This window comes from Arthrobacter cavernae (assembly GCF_017368795.1).
GTDB lineage: Bacteria > Actinomycetota > Actinomycetes > Actinomycetales > Micrococcaceae > Arthrobacter > Arthrobacter cavernae.
This window is the reverse complement of record NZ_JAFNLL010000002.1, coordinates 192,330-214,053: the sequence shown is the minus strand read 5'-3', so window position 1 is coordinate 214,053 and position 21,724 is coordinate 192,330. Positions and strand designations below refer to the sequence as shown.

The following is a 21,724-nucleotide window of genomic DNA, read 5'->3' as shown; positions in this document are numbered from 1 at the left end:
GGAAACGGCCGCCCTCGCCGCCATGGAACGGGCCTACGCGCCGTATTCGAAGTTCCCGGTGGGGGCGGCAGCCCTCACCGAGGACGGCCGGATCATCAGCGGCTGCAACGTCGAGAATGCCAGCTACGGCCTCACCCTGTGCGCCGAGTGCGCACTGGTGGGGCAGCTCCACATGAGCGGCGGCGGCCGCCTGGCCGCCTTCTATTGTGTGGATTCCACAGGTAAGGTGCTCATGCCGTGCGGGCGCTGCCGGCAATTGCTGTATGAGTTCCGGGCGCCAGGAATGCAGCTCATGACGACGCAGGGCATCAAGAGCATGGATCAGGTGCTGCCCGATGCCTTTGGTCCGGAAATCTGGAGGAACCTCGATGACACAAGCAAACGAACCGTTTGATGCTGTTCAAATCATCAGCATCAAGCGGGACAAGGGCACCTTGAGCCCGGAACAGATCGATTGGACGGTGGATGCCTACACCCGCGGCGTGATCGCCGAGGAGCAGATGGCAGCCCTGAACATGGCCATCCTGCTCAACGGCATGGACCGCGCCGAGATCTCCCGCTGGACCGCGGCGATGATCGCCTCGGGCGAGCGGATGGACTTCTCCGCTTTGAGAAGGCCCGACGGCGGCATGAAGGCCACCACGGACAAGCACTCCACCGGCGGTGTGGGGGACAAGATCACCCTGCCGCTGGCCCCGCTGGTGGCCGTCTTCGGCGTGGCCGTGCCGCAGCTTTCGGGCCGCGGACTCGGCCACACCGGTGGCACGCTGGACAAGCTGGAGGCCATTCCGGGCTGGCGTGCGGCCCTGAGCAGCGAGGAAATGATGGCCCAGTTGCAGGACGTGGGTGCCGTCATCTGTGCCGCCGGTGCAGGACTGGCCCCGGCGGACAAGAAGCTTTACGCGCTCCGCGACGTCACGGGCACGGTGGAGGCCATCCCGCTCATTGCGTCCTCGATCATGAGCAAGAAGATTGCCGAGGGCACGGGATCGCTGGTGCTTGATGTCAAGGTCGGTTCCGGCGCCTTCATGAAGGACGAGGCCAAGGCCCGCGAGCTGGCCGAGACCATGGTGGCACTGGGCAAGGACGCGGGCGTGCACACGGTGGCGCTCCTGACCAACATGGCGACGCCGCTGGGGCTTACCGCCGGCAACGCCATCGAGGTCGAGGAATCCGTGGAAGTGCTGGCAGGCGGCGGTCCGGAAGACGTCGTCGAACTGACCCTCCGGCTTGCGGAAGAGATGCTGGCCGGCGCCGGAGTGCACGGCGCCGATCCCGCCGCCGCGCTCAAGGACGGCCGCGCGATGGACGTCTGGAACCGCATGATCGAGGCACAGGGCGGCGACCCGCGGGCCAAACTCCCCGTGGCCAGGGAATCCGAGACCCTCTACGCGCCCGCCGACGGCGTGCTCGTAGGGCTCGACGCCCTGTCCGTCGGTGTGGCCGCCTGGCGCCTCGGCGCCGGCCGGGCCCGGAAAGAGGACATTGTGCAGGCCGGGGCCGGCGTGCACATGCACGCCAAGCCGGGTGCCACCGTGCGCGCCGGCGAGCCCCTCATGACGCTCCTGACGGACACGCCGGAGAAATTCGAACGGGCCAAGGAAGCACTCGAGGGTGCCGTGGTCATTGCACCGGAGGGGTCACGCCCCGCGCAGCAGCTGATCATCGACCGGATCGCCTAGCGCCCAACTTGCTCCCAAACTTCGCTGCGCTCGGCCGGGGCCCCTCGCAAGCTAGGCTGGGTTCCCGGGTTGTCCCCTTCGGGCAGCCCGGGAGAGCAAGCATCCGGCTGCCAGTGGGGGAGCCGGCTACCGTGAGGAAACCGTGCAGGCCATCAACGACTTCATCCTGGCAGCCGCAGGACAGCCCTGGGTGCTTCTGCTGGTACTTGCCTGTTGCGTGATCGACGGGTTCTTCCCGCCGATCCCCAGCGAATCCGTGGTGGTGGGCTTGGCCGCCGTTTCGGCCACCGCCGACGTGCCCAATGCCTGGCTATTGGTGCTTGTGGCCGCCATCGGCGCTTTCAGCGGCGACAACATTGCCTACCTGATCGGACGCAGGGTCGGCGTGCGGCGCTGGCGGTGGATGCGCACGCAGCGCATGCAGGGTGCGTTCCGCTGGGCCGGCCGGGAGCTGCGACGCCGTTCAGCGTCCCTGATCATGGTGGCCCGCTTCATTCCAATCGGCCGTGTGGCCGTGAACCTCACCGCCGGGGCGACGCACTTCTCCCACGGCCAGTTCGTGTCGCTCACATCGGTGTCGGCCGTGCTGTGGGCCGGCTATTCGGTGGCGATCGGAGTCTTCTTCGGGCAATGGTTCGAGCACAACCACCTGCTGGGAGCCGTCATTGCGATCATCATCGCGGTGGTCCTTGGCATCATCATCGACCGCATCATCAGCAAGGTCCGCGGACCACTGCCCTTGGATGGGAAGAGAATCCCCGAAGCAGGTGCGCCGCCTCCACCCACGGTATGACGGGAACGACGCCGGAAGATCAGTCCCGCGGTGGACGCCTGAGCCCCTCATTGACCGATAGCCTTGAAGCTGTGTTCCCGTGGGTGTGGCGTAGCGAACGACGCCCCGGCCATGGGACACTGGGAGCGACTTCCGTCACAGTGTCAACTCATATTCGTCTAGGAGCTACCCTCGCGTGGAGTTTTTGAACCAAATGCTTGAGCATGCAGCCGGGCAGCCCTGGATTTACCCGGTACTCTTGGTCTTCTTCTTCATTGACGGATTTGCCACCATTCTTCCCAGCGAAACAGCCATTGTCGGGCTCTCGGCACTGTCCCTTCACAGCGGTCAGCCCAATCTGTGGATCCTGGGAACCACGGCCCTGATTGGCGCCATGGCGGGCGACAACATGGCGTACCTGCTGGGGCGCAAGATCGGCCTGACCCGGTGGAAGTGGATGCGCCGGCCCAAGGTCCAAAAGATGTTTGCCTGGGCGCAGTACGAGCTGGACAAGCGCGGTGCCGTGCTCATCTTTACGGCCCGTTACATCCCGTGGGGCCGTGTGGCCGTGAACTACGTGGCCGGGCAGACCGGATTCCGGCACCGGACCTTCTTCTGGCTGGATGCCTTCGCCTGCGTCACCTGGGTTGGCTACTCGATCGGCATCGGCCTCCTGGCAGGGCAATGGGTGCACCACAACCCGCTCCTGGGCGTCGGCATTGCCGTGGCGTTCGCCGTGGTGCTCGGCATCATCGTGGACCACGCCCTGCGCTGGTGGCACAAGTACCTGGAGAGGAAGGACCTGGCCAGGGAGGTTGCCGCCACTGCGGAGGAACTCAAAGTGGAGGCCGCCGAAAAGGCGATTGCCGGCGTCGACCGTTCAAAACCTGCTGGCTAAGCTTCTGCCGTCCCCCTTAGAGTTGGTACGTGACTGAGCCCATTGTTGACGCTGCCCCTGCCCTCGACTTCGATCTGAAGAGCCTGCCGAAGGTTTCCCTCCATGACCACCTGGACGGAGGACTGCGCCCGGCCACCATCATCGAGCTGGCCCAGGCCGTCGGCCACACGCTGCCCTCCACGGATCCCGTGGCGCTGGGCGAGTGGTTCCGCGAGTCCGCGGACTCCGGTTCCCTGGTCCGCTACCTCGAGACCTTCGACCACACCATTGCCGTGATGCAGACCAAGGAAGGCCTGGCCCGCGTCGCCAAGGAATTCGTCGAGGACCTTGCCGACGACGGCGTGGTGTACGGCGAAGTCCGCTGGGCACCCGAGCAGCACCTCCAGAAGGGCCTGACCCTGGACGAGGCCGTCGAGGCCGTGCAGGAAGGCCTGGACGCCGGCGTCGACGCCGTCGAGGACAGCGGCCGCCAGATCCAGGTGGGCCAGCTCATCACCGCGATGCGCCACGCCGACCGCGGCCAGGAAATCGCCGAACTGGCCGTCCGCCACCGCAACTCCGGGGCCGTGGGCTTCGACATCGCCGGCGCCGAGGACGGCTTCCTGCCCTCGCGCTTTAAGGACGCCTTCACCTACCTCGCTGAGAACAACTTCCCCGCCACGGTCCACGCCGGCGAGGCCGCAGGCCTGGAGAGCATCCAGTCCGCCCTCGTGGACGGCCGCGCCCTGCGCCTGGGCCACGGCGTGCGCATCGCCGAGGACATCCTGGTTGAGGTCGAGAACAACTCCGAGGACGACGGCGAGGAGACCGTGGGCCTGGTGACCCTCGGCAACGTGGCCTCGTGGGTCCGCGACCGCGGCATCGCCCTGGAAATCTGCCCCTCGTCGAACCTGCAGACGGGCGCAATCGCCCCCTTCGGCGAGGACATCGAAAGCCACCCGCTGGACATGCTCTTCCAGCTCGGGTTCAACGTCACCATCAACACGGACAACCGCCTCATGAGCGGTGTGACCCTGACGGACGAATTCGAACTCCTGGTCGAAACCTTCGACTACGACCTCGATGACCTCCTGGAGCTCACGCTCAACGCCGCCGAGGCAGCGTTCCTGCCCCTGGACGAGAAGGAAGCGCTGGTCGAGTACATCAACGACGTCTATGCCAACCTCGCCTAAGGACAGCAACGGCATGGCCGTCGTCGGCCTCGTGGGCGCCATCGCCGCCCTCCGGGAACACTGCCCGTGGACCGGCGCGCTCACCCACGAATCGCTGGTGGAGTACCTGGTCGAGGAAGCCTACGAAGTGGTGGAGACGATCGAGGCCGGCGCTGAGAGTTCCGGCACCGCCGGCTCCGGCACTCCCGACGAACTCCGAGGCGAGCTGGGCGATGTGCTGCTCCAAGTGGTGCTGCACGCCCGGCTCGCCGAGGAACACGGCCGCTTCGCCTTCGACGACGTCGCCCACGGCCTGTACGCCAAGATGGTGCGGCGCAATCCGCACGTGTTCAAGGCCGACGGCTCCCTGCAGGAGACCTTCCCCGCCACGGTGGAGGAAATCGAGCAGAGGTGGGACGCCGTCAAACGGGCAGAAAAACCGGAACGCGCCGATCCCTTCTCCGGCATCCCGCCGCACCTTCCGGCCTTGGCCCGCGCGCAGAAGTCCCTGGACCGGGCCGCCCGCGCGGGCCTGCCGGCCAGCCCCCACGCGGGGGCGGCCCCCGTCGGGATCCCCGACATCCCGGCCACCGAGGACGCCCTCGGTGAGCTGCTGCTCGCCGTCGTTGCCGGTGCCAGGGAGCAGGGGCTCGACGCCGAACGCGCCCTCCGCGGGGCCGTTCGGCGCTACCAGGGGAGCGTTGACGGCGCTTCATGACATGAGGAGCCGGACACCGTTCCGTAACCGGCGCCACTCTCGACTACGCTAGTAGCGACGAGGACGTCTTGATTTTCCCTCTAGATTCCCAGTAAATCGCTTCACCATAAGGAGCACATCCATGGCCATTATCGATGCCATCCACGCCCGCGAGATCCTTGACTCCCGCGGCAACCCGACTGTAGAAGTTGAGGTTCTGCTCTCCGATGGCCAGATCGGCCGCGCTGCAGTTCCTTCCGGTGCCTCCACCGGCGAGCACGAAGCCGTTGAGCTCCGTGACGGCGACAAGGGCCGTTACCTTGGCAAGGGTGTCCAGAAGGCCGTTGACGCCATCATCGACGAAATCTCCCCGGCCCTGATCGGCTTTGACGCCACGGACCAGCGCAGCATCGACCAGGCCATGATCGATCTCGACGGCACACCGAACAAGGCCAAGCTCGGCGCCAACGCCATCCTGGGCGTATCCCTGGCCGTTGCCAACGCCGCCGCTGCTTCCGCAGACCTGCCGCTCTACAAGTACCTGGGCGGCCCGAACGCCCACGTCCTGCCGGTCCCGCTGATGAACATCCTCAACGGTGGCTCGCACGCAGACTCCGACGTGGACATCCAGGAATTCATGATCGCCCCGATCGGTGCCGAGACCTTCTCCGAGGGCCTGCGCTGGGGTGTTGAGGTCTACCACAACCTCAAGTCCGTCCTGCAGGCCAAGGGCCTGTCCACCGGCCTGGGCGACGAGGGCGGCTTCGCGCCGAACCTGCCGTCCAACCGCGCTGCGCTGGACCTGATCCAGGAAGCCATCACCAACGCCGGCTACACCCCGGGCAAGGACATCGCCCTGGCCCTGGACGTCGCCTCCTCCGAGTTCTACAAGGACGGCGCGTACCAGTTCGAGGGCAAGGCCCTCTCCGCCACCGAGATGAGCGCCTACTACGCCGAACTCGTTGCCGACTACCCGCTGGTTTCCATCGAGGACCCGCTGGACGAGAACGACTGGGAAGGCTGGAAGACCCTCACCGACACCATCGGCGACAAGGTCCAGTTGGTGGGCGACGACCTGTTCGTTACCAACCCGGCCATCCTGCAGCGCGGCATCGACACCAAGACTGCCAACTCGCTGCTGGTGAAGGTGAACCAGATCGGTTCCCTGACCGAAACCCTGGACGCCGTTTCCCTGGCCCAGCGCGCCGGGTTCACCACCATCACCTCGCACCGCTCCGGCGAAACCGAGGACACCACCATTGCTGACATCGCCGTTGCCACCAACGCGGGCCAGATCAAGACCGGTGCCCCGGCCCGCTCCGAGCGCGTCGCCAAGTACAACCAGCTGCTGCGCATCGAAGAGGAACTCGACGACGCCGCACGCTACGCCGGCCGCAGCGCGTTCCCGCGTTTCAAGGGCTAATACCCGCGATAACAGCTGACCGGTGGCTATGGTGGAATGACCATGGCCACCGGTTCTGTTTAAGGTCCGCCCCCCAATCCGTGGGCCACCACGCAGTTCGCAGCACGCGCAGCAACCCGCCGGGCAAGCACCGGGCATTACAGGAGTGTCATGGCCACCCGCCGTCCAAAGGTTCCCCGGGCCGATGCCCTGGGCCGGCAGCCGAAGGAAAACGCCGACGGCGGCGCGGTCATCCGCGCCGACTTCGGCGGCACCCGCCAGGGCCCCGCTGCGCCGCCTGCCGCCCCTGGCCCCAAGGACCCCCCACCCAAGTCCTCCGCCGCCAAGACTTCCGCTGGGAAGACCGCCCGTGCCAAGGCGCCGTCAGCGGCGGCCGGCACGCCCGGCGTGGGCGGCTCCGCGGAGACCCCGCAGCACGACCCCGTCCCCGCCAAAGCGTTCTCCGGACGCATGCTGGCCCTCGCCGTCGTCATGATTGCGATCACCATCATGCTGGCTCCCACGATGAAGATCTTCCTGGAGAAACGTGCCGAGATCTCGGCGCTCGAGGCGGAGATCGAGAGCAAGAAGAGCGAACAGGCCGAGCTCAACAAGCAGCTCTCGCGCTGGCAGGATCCGAACTACGTGAAACAGCAGGCCCGCGACCGCATTAACATGGTTATGCCGGGTGAAACGGGCTACTGGGTGTTCGGCGGAGATGTTCCGGCCGGGACGCCGGGTGGCCGCACCGGCTCAGGAGCTTCCGGAAACCCGGCAAATCTGCCTTGGGTGGACGCGTTGTGGGAGTCCATCAGAAGATCGGCAACAGACTAGACGCGGTGCCCGCCGCCGTCGTGTCCGGACGGGACACGGCCACCAGGGAAGGAAGGATGGCAGCGCACGTGGAAGAGAACATGGCAGCCGTGCCGCAGGAATCCCGCCAGCCATCAGCACACGACCTCGAGGTGCTCAGCCGCCAACTCGGCAGGCCGGTGCGCGACGTCGTCGAAATCCCCGCACGCTGCGTGTGCGGCAACCCGCTGGTCGCCGCCACCGCACCGCGGCTCAGCAACGGGACACCGTTCCCCACCACGTTCTATCTGACCCACCCGGTCATCACCTCGGCCGTTTCGCGGCTGGAGGCCGGCGGGCTCATGAATGAGATGAACGAGCGGCTCACGGCCGACGAGCCGCTGGCCGCCGCCTACCACGGTGCGCACGAGGCCTACCTCCAGGCCCGCAATGAGATCGCCGGGCGTTCCGGCACCGGCGCCGTGCCGGAAATCGACGGCATCTCTGCCGGCGGCATGCCCACCCGCGTCAAGTGCCTGCACGTCCTGGTGGGCCACTCGCTGGCCGCCGGTCCCGGCGTGAACCCGCTCGGTGACGAGGCCATCGAGGCCATCAGCGAGTGGTGGACCAAGGACCGCTGCTACTGCGACGGCGCCTGGGACACCGCGGGGGAGGCTCCGTCCAGGGACCTCAGCCGCCACGGGCCGCAGGGCCTGCCGGACATTGTGGGCCGCCCGGCACCGGTGCGGAAGTCCAAGACGGACGACGCCGCCGACGACGCCGCCGGCTCTGCCTACGCAGACGCCGCCGGCTCTGCCGACGCAGACACCGCCGGGAGCGAGGCGTGAGCCGCGTGGCCGCGATTGACTGCGGCACCAACTCCATCCGCCTGCTGATTGCCGACATTGCGGCCAACGGGGCGGCGGCGCCGTTGTCGGACGTGGTCCGTGAAATGCGCGTGGTCCGCCTCGGCCAGGGTGTGGACGCCACGGGCGAACTGGCGCCGGAGGCGCTGGAGCGCACCTTCGAAGCCGCCCGGGAATACGCCGGGCTGATCAGGGAACACGGCGCCGAGCGCATCCGCTTCGCGGCCACCTCCGCCACCCGGGATGCCCGCAACCGCAGCGTCTTCGTGGACGGCATCCGCGAGCTGCTGGGCGTGGAACCCGAGGTCATCTCGGGGGACGAGGAAGCTGCCCTGTCCTTCGCCGGCGCCAGCAGCGTGCTGCCGGCCCGCGAGGGGGACGCAATCCTGGTGGTTGACCTGGGCGGTGGAAGCACCGAGTTCGTGCTGGGCGACGCCAACGGCGTCATCGCCGCCAAGTCCGTGGACATCGGCTGCGTCCGGCTCACGGAACGGCACCTGCGCAATGATCCGCCGACGCCGGAACAGATCGCCGCGGCGGAGGCCGACGTCGACGCCGCCATCGACCTCGCGGCCCTGACGGTACCGCTTGACCGGGCAACCGCCGTCGTCGGTGTTGCCGGATCCATCACCACCATCACGGCCCATGCGCTGGGGCTGGAGGAGTACCAGCCCGGGCGCATCCACGGTGCACTGCTGGACCTCGGGACGATCAGCGACGCCGCCACGAGCCTGCTGGAAATGAGCCGTGGCGAACGGGCCGCGCTGCCGTACATGCACCCGGGCCGGGTGGACGTGATCGGGGCGGGCGCCCTCGTCTGGCGCCGCATCCTGGAGCGCGTGTCAGCCGCCGGACACGGCGCCATCACCGGCGCTGTGTCGAGTGAACACGACATCCTCGACGGCATCGCGCTGAGCATCCGATAGGCGCATCCGCCAGGCGTAGCTGCCGCGCGGAGACCGCCAAACGCCCGACATCCAGCTGATGGGACCACGAATGACCCCGCGACACCAACGGAGCCGCCGGACCGTTTCCGCGGCCCTCGCCGCCCTGCTCGCAGGCGGCAGCCTGGCCGCGGCGCTCTTCACCGCGCCTGCGGCCTTTGCTGATTCCTGGCGGGACAAGGAGTACTGGCTCAAGGAATCCGGTATCTCCAACGCCTGGCAGGTCTCCAAGGGCACCGGAGTCAAAGTGGCGATCATCGACAGTGGCGTGGATGGCGACCACCCGGACCTGAAGGGCGCGGTGGTGGGCGGCACCGACGTTTCCGCGGCTGGCACGCCCGACGGCCAGAAGGGCATCGGCGCCAAGGCCGAACACGGAACGCTGGTGGCCACCATGCTTGCGGGCCGCGGCCACAAGACGGCCACCGCGTCCCCGTCCCCGTCCGCGTCCCCGTCCCCGTCCGCGGGTGCCGCCGCGGACGGACCTGACGGCATCATCGGCGTCGCGCCCGAGGCCGAACTGCTCACCGTCTCCACCTGGCTGGGCTCCCCGAACCCCGGCGGCAAATCGGACGAGGACCAGATCCCGGATGCCGTGCGGTGGGCCGTGGACAACGGCGCCAAGGTCATCAACATTTCGCTCGGCAGCACCTCCACCCAATGGCCGCAGAGCTGGGACGCAGCCTTCCTGTATGCCGAGCAGAAGGACGTGGTGATTGTGGCCGCAGCTGGGAACAGGATCGGCGGCAGCATCCAGGTGGGGGCCCCGGCCACGATTCCCGGCGTGCTGACAGTGGCGGGACTGGACCGCTCGGGCAACGCCAGCATCGATTCGTCCTCGCAGGGCATCAGCATCGGCGTGGCGGCCCCGGCCGAGAACCTCGTGGGCGGCCTGCCGGACGGGGGCTACGCGGAGTGGGCCGGTACCTCCGGTGCCGCGCCCATCGTCTCCGGTGTGGCAGCGCTGATCCGCTCCAAGTGGCCGGAGATGAGCGCCAAGCAGGTCATCAACAGGATCGTCAGCACGGCCAAGGACGCCGGAACCGCGGGCAAGGACCCGATTTACGGTTTCGGCGTGCTCGACGCCGAGGCGGCGCTGAAGGCAGATGTCCCCGAAGCCGAGGCCAACCCGCTGGGTTCCATTGCGGACTGGATCCGCATCCACCGCCGGGGTGATTTCTCGACGCCCACGCCGGAACCCAGCGAGAGTCCCAGCAGTGCGGAGCCCACGCTGCCCGACCCCACAGTGCCTGTTGCCAAGGCTCCGGCGCGGGTTGACGACGCGCTTCCGGCGGTCGTGGTGCTCGGCTTCGGCGGGCTGTTCCTGGCCATCGTGATCGGGGCGGCCGTGCAGCTGAGGCGCACGTACAAGAACCCGCCCGCAGTGCCGGAAGATCCCGATACCGGGACCTTCAGCAGGGTGGAACCGCCCACTCCGACGTAGTTAGTGAAGTTTTTCACAAGGTGTTGTATTCTGGATCCATGGCAACCACCCCTGAGCTCATTGACCGTCCCCGTGTTCTCGTTGTCGGCGGCGGTTACGTCGGCCTGTACGTAGCACTCAAGCTGCAGAAGAAGATCGCGAATGCAGGTGGCATCGTCACCCTCGTTGATCCCCTGCCCTACATGACGTACCAGCCCTTCCTCCCCGAAGTGGCCGGCGGCAACATCGAGGCACGCCACGCCGTCGTCTCGCACCGCCAGCACCTCAAGCAGACCGAGCTCCTCCAGGGCCGCGTCACCAGCATCGACCACGCCAACCGCACCGCGGTTGTTGCCCCGGCCGATGGTGGCGAGCCGTTTGACATTCCGTACTTCGACGTCGTGATTGCTGCCGGCGCCATCACCCGCACGTTCCCCATCAAGGGGCTGGCGGACAAGGGCATCGGCCTGAAGACCATCGAAGAGGCCGTGGCCCTTCGCAACAAGGTGCTGGAGCGGCTTGAAGCTGCCTCCACCATCACGGACCCCGCTGCCCGCGCCAAGGCCCTGACCTTCGTGGTTGTGGGTGGCGGTTTCGCCGGCATCGAGTGCATCACCGAGATGGAAGACCTGGCCCGCGCCGCGGTCAAGAACAACCCCCGCATCCGTCAGGAAGAAGTGCGCTTCGTCCTGGTCGAAGCCATGGGCCGCATCATGCCCGAGGTTACGGCGCCGCAGGCCGAATGGGTTGTGGAGCACCTCCGGAGCCGTGGCATCGAGGTACTGCTGAACACCTCGCTGGACAGCGCCGAGGGCACCCTGAAGCTCATCAACCTCCCGGACAAGACCCCGGCCCAGGAATTCGAAGCGGATACGCTCGTCTGGACCGCCGGTGTGCAGGCCAACCCGATGATCCGCTCCTCTGACTTCCCGCTGGAACCGCGCGGCCGCGTCCGCGTTCTTCCGGACCTCCGCATTGCCGGTGATGAAGGCATCATCGACAACGCCTGGGCCGCCGGCGACATCGCAGCCGTGCCGGACCTCACGGGCAGCGGCCTGCCGGACGGCACGTGCGTCCCGAACGCCCAGCACGCACTTCGTCAGGCCAAGCGCCTCGCGAAGAACCTGTGGGCCTCCCGCTGGGACAAGCCGCTGGTCGACTACAAGCACAAGAACCTGGGTGCTGTTGCCGGCTTCGGCGAGTGGAAGGGTGTTGCCAACATCAACATCGTCGGCCGCATCGGCCTCAAGGGCGGCCTCGCCTGGCTGGCACACCGTGGCTACCACGGCATGGCCATGCCGACGGTGGAGCGCAAGATCCGCGTGATCTTCGGCTGGATCCTGGCCTTCTTCATGGGCCGCGACACCACGCAGCTGATCGATCTGGACAACCCGCGCGGCGCCTTCGTGGCCGCAGCCACCCCGGCCCCCAAGCCGGCTGCTGCCGCACCGGCCGCCGAGAAGCCCGCAGAGGCTCCCGGCGAGGCCAAGACCCCGGTCCCGGCTGACGCCAAGTAGTCCACGCCCGACGGCGGCCGCTCCCTTTCCGGGGCGTGGCCGCCGTCGTCGTTTAAGCTGTGTTCATGGCTGGCGAAAGCGATCTCAAGACCCTGCTTGAATCCCTGCACCCCGTAGTCCGCGACGGCGACTACGTTTACGCGCTCTGGCCGCACGGCAAGCCCCTGGAAGGAGCGGTGGAGGCAGCCGTCCGGGAGGCCGAGGGGCTGACCGTGGTGCTGCGCCGCGAGGAAGCGGACCGGCTTGGCCTGAGGTACGACTTCGTGGCCACCTGGATCACGCTCCAGATCCATTCCGCGCTGGAGGCGGTGGGGCTGACCGCCGCGGTGAGCACGGCGCTTACCGCTGCCGGCATCAGCTGCAACGTCCTGGCCGGCTTCCACCATGACCATCTCCTGGTTCCGGCCGGGCAGTCCGGGCGCGCGATGGACGTGCTGGCTCTGCTGGGCCGTGGTGTCCTGCTGCGGACAGAGCGTCCGGAGGACCGCGAGGCCATCCTGGAGCTGACGGCACAGGCCTTTTCGATCTCGCCGGAGACCGGGCTGCCCGTGGCCGGCACTCCCGTGGAAGTGGGCCTGCTGCGCGGGCTCTTCGAATGCGAGGGCTACCTGCCGGAGTTCAGCATCGTGGCCGAGATCGGCGGCGACATCGTGGGCCACGTCATCAGCACCCGCGCCATGGTCGGAGGCCTTGAGCTGCTGGGGCTGGGGCCGATCAGCGTGCTGCCCACGCTGCAGCGGCGCGGCATCGGTTCGGCACTCATGCGCGAGACCGCCGCGCGCGCCGAGGCAGCAGGGGAGAAGGGCATCGCCCTGCTGGGCAGCACGGAGTACTACCCGCGGTTCGGCTATGTGCCGGCCAGTTCGCTCGGGATCGAGGCCCCGGAGGCTGCCTGGGGCGATCACTTCCAGCTCCTGGCACTCCCGGCCTGGCCCGACGGCGCCCGCGGGATCTTCCGATATGCCGAACCGTTCCAGGGCCTCTAGCAGGGATACCCCTCTGGCTGGGATAGCATGGTGCGGGCGCCCCAGTAGCCCAATCGGCAGAGGCAGCGGACTTAAAATCCGCTCAGTCCGGGTTCGAGTCCCGGCTGGGGCACAACTGCCGTTCAGCCATCCCAGCGGATTCCCCGCAAACCTCCGAGGCTACCGCCGAATCCGGCCATGATTCCTCACAGGCAACGAGCGTTATAGGGATGTGACCTGAATCACTTATGTTCCGGCCTCGATTGCATTAGTTTTGAGTCTTGATCAGGAATACCTGGTAAATCGCATCAAAGGCACAGTTCGCACCTTTCGATCGAGGAGACAATGAATGTTTGATCTTTCCCAGGCGGCCCCCCGAGCCGCCAGGCTTACAGCGCTTGGCATCGGCGTCGCACTTTTGGCCACTGCCTGTGGTGGTACCCCCACCCCTTCAGCGACCACCACTCCGGCCAAACCCGCAGGCATCAACTGCCCTGCACCAGCCAAAGGCGCCGATGCGCCGAAGATCCCGGCTCCAGGAACAGTTCCGGCGTCGACGACGACGACCGACACGCCGCTCAAGATCGGCACGCTGTTGCCCACGACAGGGACTCTGTCGTACCTGGGCCCGCCCGAGATCGCCGGCGTAAACCTGGCTGTCAAGGAGATCAACGCCGCCGGTGGCGTCCTGGGCAAACCAATTGAAGTGACCCACCGTGACTCCGGCGATACCTCGACGGATATCGCCACGCAGTCCGTGACGAGCTTGCTTGGCCAGGGCGTCGGCGCGATCATTGGCGCTGCGTCCTCCGGTGTCTCAAAGACCGTCATCAACCAGATTACGGGGGCCGGCGTTGTCCAATTCTCCCCGGCCAACACCTCTGTTGACTTCACCGCGTGGGATGACAAGGGACTCTACTGGCGCACGGCCCCGTCCGACGTCCTGCAGGGGTCCGTCCTTGGGAACTACGCTGCCTCGTGCGGCGCGCAAACCATGGGCATGATCGTGCTCAACGACCCCTACGGCACGGGCCTTGGCAACAAGCTGAAGGATACCTTTGAGAAGTCCGGCGGCAAGATCGTTGCCGAACAGCGCTACAACACGGGTGATTCCCAGTTCAACACCCAAGTCGACGCCATTGTGGCGGCGAAGCCGGACGCGGTGGCAGTCATCTCGTTTGCCGAAGGCAAGAGCATCATTCCGCTGCTGCTGGGCAAGGGGATCAAGCCGGAGCAGTTGTTCCTTGTTGACGGCAACACCGTTGACTACAGCAAGGATTTCCAGGCAGGCACCATGAGGGGCGCCCACGGCACCATCCCGGGCACCAGCGCCGGAGATACCTTCAAGAAATCGTTGCTGGAAGTCGACCCGGCGCTGAAGGACTTCATCTATGGTGGGGAAAGCTGGGATGCCGCCAACCTGATTGCGCTGGCCGCCGAGGCTGCCAAGAGCACCAAGGGTACGGATATCGCCAAGCAGCTCCAGGCCGTATCCAAGGACGGCGAGAAGTGCTACAGCTTCGCAGCCTGTGTGACGCTGCTCCGCGAAGGCAAGGACATAGACTACGACGGCCAGTCCGGTCCGGTCACCTTTGCAGACAGCGGTGATCCCTCCGAAGCGACCGTTGGTGTCTACGAATACGGTGAGGACAACAAGATCACCTTGGTCAGGGAAGAGTTCGGCAAGCTGTAAGCCGTACGCTGTACCAGGCTTGGCTGAAGGCCCCCGGAGGATTCTCCGGGGGCCTTCGGCGTGCGGGGGCTCTTTGAAGAGCGCAGCTTTCTCTGGCTTAGCTGGATCCAGAAGGGCAGCAGAAGGCCCGGCGCCCTTCTCGGGCGCCGGGCCTCCCTACTACTGTCCTTCACCCTCCACAGTGTCCGCCAGCGTACCCAGGTAGAGGTGGATGACCTTGGGGTCTTTCATGAGTTCCCGGCCTGTTCCCGTGTACGCGTCCTTGCCCTGGTCAAGGACGTAACCGCGGTCGCAGATCTGCAGGCAGCGGCGGGCGTTCTGCTCCACCATGATGACGGAAACGCCGGCCCGGTTGATCTCATGTACCCGCAAGAAGGTTTCGTCCTGCTTGACGGGGGAGAGGCCAGCCGACGGCTCATCGAGCAGTAGCACTGCCGGATCCATCATCAGTGCCCGGCCCATGGCCACCATCTGGCGCTCGCCACCGGACAGCGAACCTGCCCGCTGGGCCCGGCGTTTGCCAAGTTCCGGGAACAGCCCTGTGACGTAGTCGAATCGTTCCCGGAATTCCTTTGGCTTCTGGAACATTCCCATCTGCATGTTCTCCTCGATGGTCAGGGTGGCGAACACGTTGTTGTTCTGCGGCACGAAGCCCACACCCTGGGTCACCAGCTTGTTGGCTTTCAGTCCGGTGATGTCCTTGCCCCGGACCACAACTGATCCCGAATGGACCTTGACCAGGCCGAACATGGCCTTAAGCAGCGTGGACTTTCCGGCGCCGTTGGGGCCGATGATGCCGATCAGCTCGCCCTTGCGGGCCTCGATGCTGCAACCGTTGAGGATGTTCACGCCCGGGAGGTAGCCGGCCACCAGGTTGGTAACCCTGACGACGGCGTCGTCGGAGGGAGCCGTGCTGGGCGCCGGCATTGCGCTGGTTGCGCTCATTTCTGCTCCTTTTCTTGGGCAACTTCGGCGGCAATGACGTCCACGGAGAGGATGCCTGCGTCTTCGGTGCCCACCACCGATTCCTCGTCAGCTTCCAGTTCGGCTTCGAGTTCCTTGATGCCTTCGGCGTCGCCAAGATCAACGTCGTGATGAGCGCCGAGGTAGGCATCGATGACAGCCGGGTTCTTCATGACCTCCCCGGGGGGACCCTCGGCCACGATCTTTCCTTCGGCCATGACCACCACCCAGTCGGCAATATGCCGGACCATGTTCATGTCATGCTCTACGAACAGCACGGTCATGCCTTCGGCCTTGAGGTTCTTGATGTGGTCCAGCAGGGACTGGGTCAAGGCCGGGTTCACGCCTGCCATGGGCTCATCCAGCATCACGAGCTTTGGCTGGACCATCAGGGACCGGGCCATCTCCAGGAGCTTGCGCTGACCGCCGGAGAGTGAAGCGGCGTAGTCGTCCTTCTTGGCGTCCAGCTTGAATTTCTCCAGCAGGACATTGGCCTGGGCGGTGATCTCCTTCTCGCGGCCGCCCCAAAGGCCCTTGAACAGGGCCTTTGAAAGCCGTTCGCCGGGCTGGCTCGAGCCGCCCAGGCGCATGTTCTCCATGACGGTGAGCTTGCCCATGACCTTGGTCAGCTGGAACGTTCGCACCATCCCCATGCGCGCCACCTTGTATGACGAGACGCCGGCAAGGCTGTTGCCTTCAAACTGCCATTTACCTGAATTCGGGGTATCGAATCCGGTGAGTAGGTTGAACAGGGTGGTCTTGCCTGCACCGTTGGGGCCGATGAGGGCCGTGATCTTGTGCCGCGGGATCTCAAGGTACTCGACGTCCACAGCGTTGATGCCGCCGAAGCTGCGGGAGACGTTCTCGGCCACCACGATCGGGTCCCGCTTCTTGCATCCCGGCGTGTTCCCTCCGGCGGCAATGGGACGGGTGTCCGTCATGTAGTCGATGCCTCGTTCTGTTGAATCTTTGGCGTGCATGCTCATGCGAATGCGAGCTCCTTCTTGTTGCCGAAGACACCCTGCGGCCTGAATATCATCAGCAGCATGAGCGCGATGCCCACCAGGATGTAGCGCAGTTGCCCGGCCTGGATGGTGGAAAGCCACGTGACCGCTCCCGATTCGATCAGGCCTGTGAGGACGCCTTGCGTCAGGGAGAGTACAACCCAGAACATCATGGCTCCGATGACTGGGCCGAGAACCGTGGCCATGCCGCCCAGCAGGAGGCAGGTCCAGAGGAAGAACGTCAGCTCGGTGCCGTAGTTGGATGGCTGAACGGCGCCTCGGGGAAGGGTGAAGACCATTCCAGCGAGGGCGCCAAGTGAGCCGCCGATAATCAGGGCCTGCATCTTGTACGCGTAGACATTTTTGCCGAGCGAGCGCACGGCGTTCTCGTCCTCGCGGATCCCCTTGAGTACCCGGCCCCAAGGGCTGCGCATCAGGAGCCAGATCAGCACGCAGCAGACCACAACCAGGCCCCAGCCGACAACGCGGATGAAGAAGTCCCGGTTGTTCATGCCCAGGTATGAGCCTTCGGGGAAGGGGTTCATCGAATAGAAGCCGTCCTCGAAATCGGCCAGTCCATTGGCGGACCCAGTAACGGCGGTCCAGCCGCTTGTGGTCACCAGATAACGCACGATTTCGGCGGCCGCGATGGTCACGATGGCCAGATAGTCGGCCCGAAGGCGCAGCGTCGGGATGCCCAGAACCAGGGCGAAGACAGCCGACGCCACCACGGCGATCAGCAACCCGACAAAGAACGGCACTCCGAACGTCAGGGTCGAAATCGCGAAACCGTAGGCTCCCACTGCCATGAAGCCTGCCTGGCCGAAGTTCAGCAAGCCCGAATATCCGAAGTGCACGGCGAGGCCCAGCGCGGCGAGGGCGTAGGCCGCAGTCGTCGGGCTGATCAGTTCACCGATGGCGCTGGAAAGAATGCTTGAATAATCCATTGTTGGTCCTCCTTATCCCACGCGCTCGCGACGGCCCAGGATGCCCTGCGGCCGGAACAAAAGCACAACAATCATGACGCCCAGGGGGATCACGTATTTCAGGTCCGCCGGGGCTCCGAAGACGGTTGTCAGCTCGGTAAACAGTCCGACCACCACGGAACCGATGAGGGCACCAAAGACTGTCCCCAGACCGCCCAGCGTGACACCGGCGAAGATGAGCAGCAGAATCTGCGAGCCCATGTCGAAGGTGACGCCTGGCCGGTAGTAGGCCCACAGGATGCCACCCAATGAAGCCAGCACACCACCTACGATCCAGACGATGCGGATGACGCCGTCGACGTCGATGCCGGAGGCGGCTGCCAGTGCGGGGTTGTCCGCCACTGCCCGCGTTGCCTTTCCAAGCCGGGTCTTGAGCAGCACGATACCGATGAGTGTGATCACGGCGGCGCTGATGATCAGAGACCAGAGGTTGTTCGGGGAGATCGAGATAGGGCCAAGCTGGATCTCGGCACTTTGGGCGCCGGGCAGCTGCTGCGTGGCGCCGCCGAAGTTGAACTGGATGATGTAGCGGACAGCCAGCGCGAGGCCGATGCTGACGATCATCATCGGCACCAGGCCGGTGCCCCGCCGTCGCAGCGGCTTCCAGAGTCCGGTGTCCTGTGCGTAGCCGAACAGGCCACCGCCGACGAGGGCGAGAATGATTGCCAGCCAGAACGGAAGACCGACTGCGTTGAATCCAAAGACCAGCACGGCGCCGAGAGTCACCATTTCGCCGTGCGCAAAGTTGGTCAGGCCGGTGGTACCGAAGATCAGGGAAAGCCCAACAGCGGCTAGGGCCAGCAGGAGGCCGAAGCTCAGTCCTGCCACCAGGCGGTTGGTCAGGTCCTGGACGAAGTCGCCCTGCTGGACGACGATGCCTTTGCCGAAGGCAAAAATCGTGGTCTGCGTGGAGGTTTCGCCGAAAACCACGTTTCGCGGGTTTTCCTGGCCTTCGGCGAGCTTTATGCCCTCGGGAAGCGTCGATTCATCAAGCTGGACCTCGTACGTTCCCTTTTTGGGGACCCCGATGGTCCAAGAGCCGCTCGCGCCCGATGTCGCGGTGCCCTCGAAGCCCTCTCCCTTGGCGGTGATGCGGACCCCGGGAATCGGGGCGCGGGCGTCGTCGCGGAGGAATCCGCTGATGTTGTTTTGGAAATTTTGCGGGGATGGCGAAGGCGATGGGGTGGTTGCCTGTGCCGAGGGAGCGGCGACCAGCAGGGTGGCGATGAGGGCCGCGAAAAACGCCCCCACGACTCTCTGCAGTCCTTTGGACCGTCTGATGGACGGGTCTCGCGGTGTACTTCTCAAAATGGAAAAACCTCCACAGTGGGGGTGGTCCCGGCTGCGCCTTTGCGGCCGGTGCGAACGGTCATGGGATCGGCACGTCTCTTCATTGCCTCGACTGTGATGTCCGTCACCCATGTGACGCCTATGTTACCGCCCGGAGGCGGCAAAAAATGCCGTCCAGGGGGCTGGGAACGTCGCGATCAGGTAACAACCGTGAAGCTGCAGGCAACTATTCATGTAGTCGGGCTTAAGTAAACCTTTGTTGTTTCCCGGTGCTCCTAAAGAGTGTGGGAGTCTTCGAGAAGTGCCCGACGGCGGCGCCGGTGGAAGCGGGCACGTCACGGTTGCGTTGCGGCTCGGCAGTCAAGGGAACTTTCCCGGGCGGCGGGGCGTAGTACTTGGTATCGTGGACTATTACTACGCCCTTATTCAGGAGGACACCCGCAATGGCATCTGGCGGAAACCCGATCTTCAACGGAAAGTCTTTCCGTGGAGCAACGCAGGCACCGCCTGTTCCGCATAACCCGTATGCGCAGAACCCCTACGGCCAAAACCCGTACGGGCAGAATGCGTATGGCCAGAACCCGTACGGCCAGTTCGGCCAGGCGGCTCCCCAGCCGAACATGACCCCCGAGCAGCTGCAGCAGATGTACAGCCAGCCTGCCGCAGGTCCGGCCGATACCGGCCGGATGACCTTCGACGACGTCATCATGAAGACCGTCGCCTGCCTGGTGGTCTTGGTGCTTGGCGCTGCCGTCACCCTCTTCGTTGCCCCGGCGCTGTCCACCGTGCTCATGGTGGTGGGCGCCCTGGGCGGCTTCGTGCTGGCCCTCGTCAACACGTTCAAGAAACAGCCTTCGCCAGCCCTGATCCTGGCCTACGCCGGACTCGAGGGCCTCTTCCTGGGTGGCCTGACCCGCGTCCTGGATGGCCTGTACCCGGGCGTCGGCCTCCAGGCCGTCATCGGCACGCTGGCCGTCTTCGGCGTCACGCTCCTGCTCTTCAAGAGCGGGAAGGTGCGCGCCACCCCCAAGGCGATGCGCTTCTTCATGATCGCCACCATCGGCTACGCCGTCTTCGCCCTTATTAACATGGTGATGATGTGGACCGGTGCGGTCCAGGAGCCGTTCGGACTGCGGACGAGCGTTGAGATCTTCGGCATCCCGCTCGGTGTCCTCATCGGCCTGCTGGCCATCGGCCTGGCCGCGTTCTCCCTCATCATGGACTTCACCAGCATCGAGGAAGGCGTCCGCGCCGGCGCCCCGGAGCGTTACTCCTGGACCGCAGCCTTCGGCCTTACCGTGACGCTCGTGTGGCTCTACGTGGAGATCATCCGTCTGCTGTCGATCCTGCGCGGCGACGACTAACTCCTCTGGAGTTTATGTACACGTAGTGCCCCTCAAGACTCGTCTTTTGGGGCACTACGTGTACATAAACTCGTTTAGTTCAGCCGCTCGAGCACCACGGCCATGCCCTGCCCGCCGCCCACGCAGAGCGTGGCCAGGCCCAGCGTGGCGTCCCGTTCGCGCAGCCCGTTGATCAGCGTGGTGGCCAAGCGTGCTCCCGTCATGCCAAAGGGGTGCCCCAGCGCGATGGCGCCACCGTGGACATTGAGCTTCTCCTCGCCGATCCCCAGTTCCCGGGCGCTGGCCACCACCTGGACGGCAAAGGCCTCATTGAGTTCCACCAGGTCGATGTCCGCCATGGCCAGGCCCGCCTGGGCGAGCGCCCGCCGCGTGGATTCCACGGGTCCCATGCCCATGAGCTCGGGGGAAAGGGCGCTGATGCCAGTGGAGACGATCCGGGCAAGCGGCGTGAACCCGAGTTCCCGGGCGCGCACATCGCTCATGACCACCACTGCCGCGGCGCCGTCGTTGAGCGGGCAGGCATTCCCGGCGGTGACGGTGCCCTCGCGGCGGAAGACCGGTTCCAGGGCCGCCACGGACTCGAGGGTCACTCCCGGCCGGGGCGAGTCGTCGCGGTCCAGCACGGTGCCGTCCCGGCGCGTGTACGGGGTGATTTCACGGGTGAAGTAGCCGGAGGCAATCGCCGCCTCGGCCCGGTTCTGGCTCAGCACGCCCCAGGTGTCCTGCTCCGCCCGGCTGATGCCGTGGCTCGTGGCCACATTCTCGGCCGTCTGGCCCATGGCGATGTAGACGTCAGGCAGGCGGCCGCCCAGGCGCGGGTCCGTCCACGGCGTGTTCGACGCCGCCCGGGCCGCGGTGCGCTGGCCCGCGGCCCGGAACAGGGGGTTGCGGCTGCCGGCGTCCGTCTCGCCTGCGCCGGCCCAGTTCTGGTAGCGGGACACGCTCTCCACGCCCGCCGAGACGATGGCGTGGGCTTCGCCGGCCTTGATGGCATGGAACGCCATCCGGAGTGTCTGCAGGCTCGAGGCGCAGAAGCGGTTGATCGTGGCCGCCGGAACGTTGTCCAGGCCCGCCAATACTGCCACCACGCGGGCCATGTTGGAGCCGGCCTCGCCGCTGGGCTCGGCGCAGCCGAGCAGGATGTCGTCGAGCCCGCGCCCGTTGGTGGCCGCCGGATCGAAGCCGGGCAGTTTGGCCAGAGCCGCGGTGACCATGGCCGTGGCGAGGTCGTCCGGACGCTCGTCCTTGAGGGACCCCTTGAAGGCGCGCCCGATGGGGCTCCGTGCCGTGGAAACGATGACAGCCTCAGTCATGG

Annotated in this window: 20 protein-coding genes and 1 tRNA gene; 16 read left to right on the top strand and 5 right to left on the bottom strand. The window is 66.0% G+C overall.

From position 1 onward, the window contains the following. Positions 1–22: 22 nt before the first annotated feature. The 15 genes from J1902_RS00950 to J1902_RS00880 all read left to right on the top strand — a co-directional run bounded on the left by J1902_RS00950 (position 23) and on the right by J1902_RS00880 (position 14,802). Positions 23–394, top strand: a complete 372-nt coding sequence (locus J1902_RS00950; RefSeq protein WP_242701476.1) for a cytidine deaminase — start codon at positions 23–25, stop codon at positions 392–394. Next, positions 369–1,682, top strand: a complete 1,314-nt coding sequence (locus J1902_RS00945) for a thymidine phosphorylase (RefSeq protein ID WP_207614312.1) — start codon at positions 369–371, stop codon at positions 1,680–1,682. Before J1902_RS00950 ends, J1902_RS00945 begins: the two co-directional genes overlap by 26 nt. Before the next feature lie 142 nt (positions 1,683–1,824). Continuing rightward, positions 1,825–2,475 (top strand): DedA family protein, encoded by a 651-nt coding sequence (locus tag J1902_RS00940; protein WP_207614311.1) that lies wholly within the window; start codon positions 1,825–1,827, stop codon positions 2,473–2,475. Positions 2,476–2,668: 193 nt separating this feature from the next. Beyond that, complete coding sequence (locus tag J1902_RS00935) at positions 2,669–3,352, top strand: DedA family protein (protein ID WP_207614310.1); 684 nt, start codon at positions 2,669–2,671, stop codon at positions 3,350–3,352. A 29-nt stretch (positions 3,353–3,381) separates the two neighbouring features. After that, on the top strand, positions 3,382–4,524 hold the full coding sequence (locus J1902_RS00930) for an adenosine deaminase (RefSeq protein WP_207614309.1): 1,143 nt from the start codon (positions 3,382–3,384) through the stop codon (positions 4,522–4,524). Then, positions 4,508–5,221, top strand: a complete 714-nt coding sequence (locus J1902_RS00925) for a MazG nucleotide pyrophosphohydrolase domain-containing protein (protein WP_207614308.1) — start codon at positions 4,508–4,510, stop codon at positions 5,219–5,221. The genes J1902_RS00930 and J1902_RS00925 overlap by 17 nt, the downstream gene beginning before the upstream one ends. Before the next feature lie 121 nt (positions 5,222–5,342). After that, complete coding sequence (gene eno / locus J1902_RS00920; RefSeq protein ID WP_207614307.1) at positions 5,343–6,623, top strand: phosphopyruvate hydratase; 1,281 nt, start codon at positions 5,343–5,345, stop codon at positions 6,621–6,623. A gap of 150 nt (positions 6,624–6,773) precedes the next feature. Beyond that, the gene (locus J1902_RS00915) at positions 6,774–7,436 is read left to right on the top strand and encodes an FtsB family cell division protein (RefSeq protein ID WP_207614306.1); all 663 of its coding nucleotides are present in this window, start codon (positions 6,774–6,776) and stop codon (positions 7,434–7,436) included. A gap of 56 nt (positions 7,437–7,492) precedes the next feature. Beyond that, entirely contained in the window at positions 7,493–8,242 is a 750-nt protein-coding gene (locus tag J1902_RS00910) for a DUF501 domain-containing protein (protein ID WP_207614305.1), read from the top strand. After that, entirely contained in the window at positions 8,239–9,186 is a 948-nt protein-coding gene (locus J1902_RS00905) for a Ppx/GppA phosphatase family protein (protein WP_207614304.1), read from the top strand. Before J1902_RS00910 ends, J1902_RS00905 begins: the two co-directional genes overlap by 4 nt. 70 nt (positions 9,187–9,256) lie before the next feature. Further along, positions 9,257–10,648, top strand: coding sequence for a S8 family serine peptidase (locus tag J1902_RS00900; protein ID WP_207614303.1), 1,392 nt, complete (start codon positions 9,257–9,259; stop codon positions 10,646–10,648). Between the two features lie 38 nt (positions 10,649–10,686). Continuing rightward, a complete protein-coding gene (locus tag J1902_RS00895; protein WP_207614302.1) occupies positions 10,687–12,144 on the top strand; it encodes an NAD(P)/FAD-dependent oxidoreductase in 1,458 nt (485 codons plus the stop codon). A gap of 65 nt (positions 12,145–12,209) precedes the next feature. Next, positions 12,210–13,130, top strand: coding sequence for an N-acetyltransferase (locus J1902_RS00890; RefSeq protein WP_207614301.1), 921 nt, complete (start codon positions 12,210–12,212; stop codon positions 13,128–13,130). A 38-nt stretch (positions 13,131–13,168) separates the two neighbouring features. After that, positions 13,169–13,242 (top strand) — tRNA-Leu (locus J1902_RS00885). Positions 13,243–13,458: 216 nt separating this feature from the next. Next, the gene (locus tag J1902_RS00880) at positions 13,459–14,802 is read left to right on the top strand and encodes an ABC transporter substrate-binding protein (RefSeq protein WP_207614300.1); all 1,344 of its coding nucleotides are present in this window, start codon (positions 13,459–13,461) and stop codon (positions 14,800–14,802) included. Between the two features lie 159 nt (positions 14,803–14,961). Here J1902_RS00880 and J1902_RS00875 read toward each other — a convergent pair whose 3' ends face one another. Genes J1902_RS00875 through J1902_RS00860 form a run of 4 tightly spaced genes read right to left on the bottom strand, consistent with a single transcriptional unit; the run spans position 14,962 to position 19,006 of the window. Continuing rightward, the gene (locus tag J1902_RS00875) at positions 14,962–15,747 is read right to left on the bottom strand and encodes an ABC transporter ATP-binding protein (protein WP_207614299.1); all 786 of its coding nucleotides are present in this window, start codon (positions 15,745–15,747) and stop codon (positions 14,962–14,964) included. After that, a complete protein-coding gene (locus J1902_RS00870; protein WP_207614298.1) occupies positions 15,744–16,751 on the bottom strand; it encodes an ABC transporter ATP-binding protein in 1,008 nt (335 codons plus the stop codon). The genes J1902_RS00875 and J1902_RS00870 overlap by 4 nt, the downstream gene beginning before the upstream one ends. Then, entirely contained in the window at positions 16,748–17,716 is a 969-nt protein-coding gene (locus tag J1902_RS00865; protein WP_207614297.1) for a branched-chain amino acid ABC transporter permease, read from the bottom strand. Before J1902_RS00865 ends, J1902_RS00870 begins: the two co-directional genes overlap by 4 nt. Before the next feature lie 12 nt (positions 17,717–17,728). Next, complete coding sequence (locus J1902_RS00860) at positions 17,729–19,006, bottom strand: branched-chain amino acid ABC transporter permease (RefSeq protein WP_307794337.1); 1,278 nt, start codon at positions 19,004–19,006, stop codon at positions 17,729–17,731. A gap of 482 nt (positions 19,007–19,488) precedes the next feature. On the opposite strand from J1902_RS00860, the gene J1902_RS00855 reads away from it, so the two are divergent. Continuing rightward, on the top strand, positions 19,489–20,409 hold the full coding sequence (locus tag J1902_RS00855) for a Bax inhibitor-1/YccA family protein (protein ID WP_207614295.1): 921 nt from the start codon (positions 19,489–19,491) through the stop codon (positions 20,407–20,409). A 74-nt stretch (positions 20,410–20,483) separates the two neighbouring features. Here the strand turns inward: J1902_RS00855 and J1902_RS00850 are convergent, their stop codons facing one another. Next, positions 20,484–21,722: an acetyl-CoA C-acetyltransferase gene (locus tag J1902_RS00850; RefSeq protein ID WP_207614294.1), complete on the bottom strand. Its 1,239-nt coding sequence runs from the start codon at positions 21,720–21,722 to the stop codon at positions 20,484–20,486. Between the last annotated feature and the right edge of the window lie 2 nt (positions 21,723–21,724).

Bases quoted from the DNA above. Each gene is read 5' to 3' on its own strand.
- J1902_RS00855 (WP_207614295.1), top strand. From the start codon at position 19,489: ATGGCATCTGGCGGAAACCCGATCTTCAACGGAAAGTCTTTCCGTGGA.
- J1902_RS00925 (WP_207614308.1), top strand. From the start codon at position 4,508: ATGCCAACCTCGCCTAAGGACAGCAACGGCATGGCCGTCGTCGGCCTC.
- J1902_RS00895 (WP_207614302.1), top strand. From the start codon at position 10,687: ATGGCAACCACCCCTGAGCTCATTGACCGTCCCCGTGTTCTCGTTGTC.
- J1902_RS00945 (WP_207614312.1), top strand. From the start codon at position 369: ATGACACAAGCAAACGAACCGTTTGATGCTGTTCAAATCATCAGCATC.
- J1902_RS00935 (WP_207614310.1), top strand. From the start codon at position 2,669: ATGCTTGAGCATGCAGCCGGGCAGCCCTGGATTTACCCGGTACTCTTG.
- J1902_RS00915 (WP_207614306.1), top strand. From the start codon at position 6,774: ATGGCCACCCGCCGTCCAAAGGTTCCCCGGGCCGATGCCCTGGGCCGG.
- J1902_RS00850 (WP_207614294.1), bottom strand. From the start codon at position 21,722: ATGACTGAGGCTGTCATCGTTTCCACGGCACGGAGCCCCATCGGGCGC.
- eno (WP_207614307.1), top strand. From the start codon at position 5,343: ATGGCCATTATCGATGCCATCCACGCCCGCGAGATCCTTGACTCCCGC.
- J1902_RS00880 (WP_207614300.1), top strand. From the start codon at position 13,459: ATGTTTGATCTTTCCCAGGCGGCCCCCCGAGCCGCCAGGCTTACAGCG.
- J1902_RS00950 (WP_242701476.1), top strand. From the start codon at position 23: ATGGAACGGGCCTACGCGCCGTATTCGAAGTTCCCGGTGGGGGCGGCA.
- J1902_RS00900 (WP_207614303.1), top strand. From the start codon at position 9,257: ATGACCCCGCGACACCAACGGAGCCGCCGGACCGTTTCCGCGGCCCTC.
- J1902_RS00890 (WP_207614301.1), top strand. From the start codon at position 12,210: ATGGCTGGCGAAAGCGATCTCAAGACCCTGCTTGAATCCCTGCACCCC.
- J1902_RS00870 (WP_207614298.1), bottom strand. From the start codon at position 16,751: ATGAGCATGCACGCCAAAGATTCAACAGAACGAGGCATCGACTACATG.
- J1902_RS00875 (WP_207614299.1), bottom strand. From the start codon at position 15,747: ATGAGCGCAACCAGCGCAATGCCGGCGCCCAGCACGGCTCCCTCCGAC.
- J1902_RS00910 (WP_207614305.1), top strand. From the start codon at position 7,493: ATGGCAGCGCACGTGGAAGAGAACATGGCAGCCGTGCCGCAGGAATCC.
- J1902_RS00865 (WP_207614297.1), bottom strand. From the start codon at position 17,716: ATGGATTATTCAAGCATTCTTTCCAGCGCCATCGGTGAACTGATCAGC.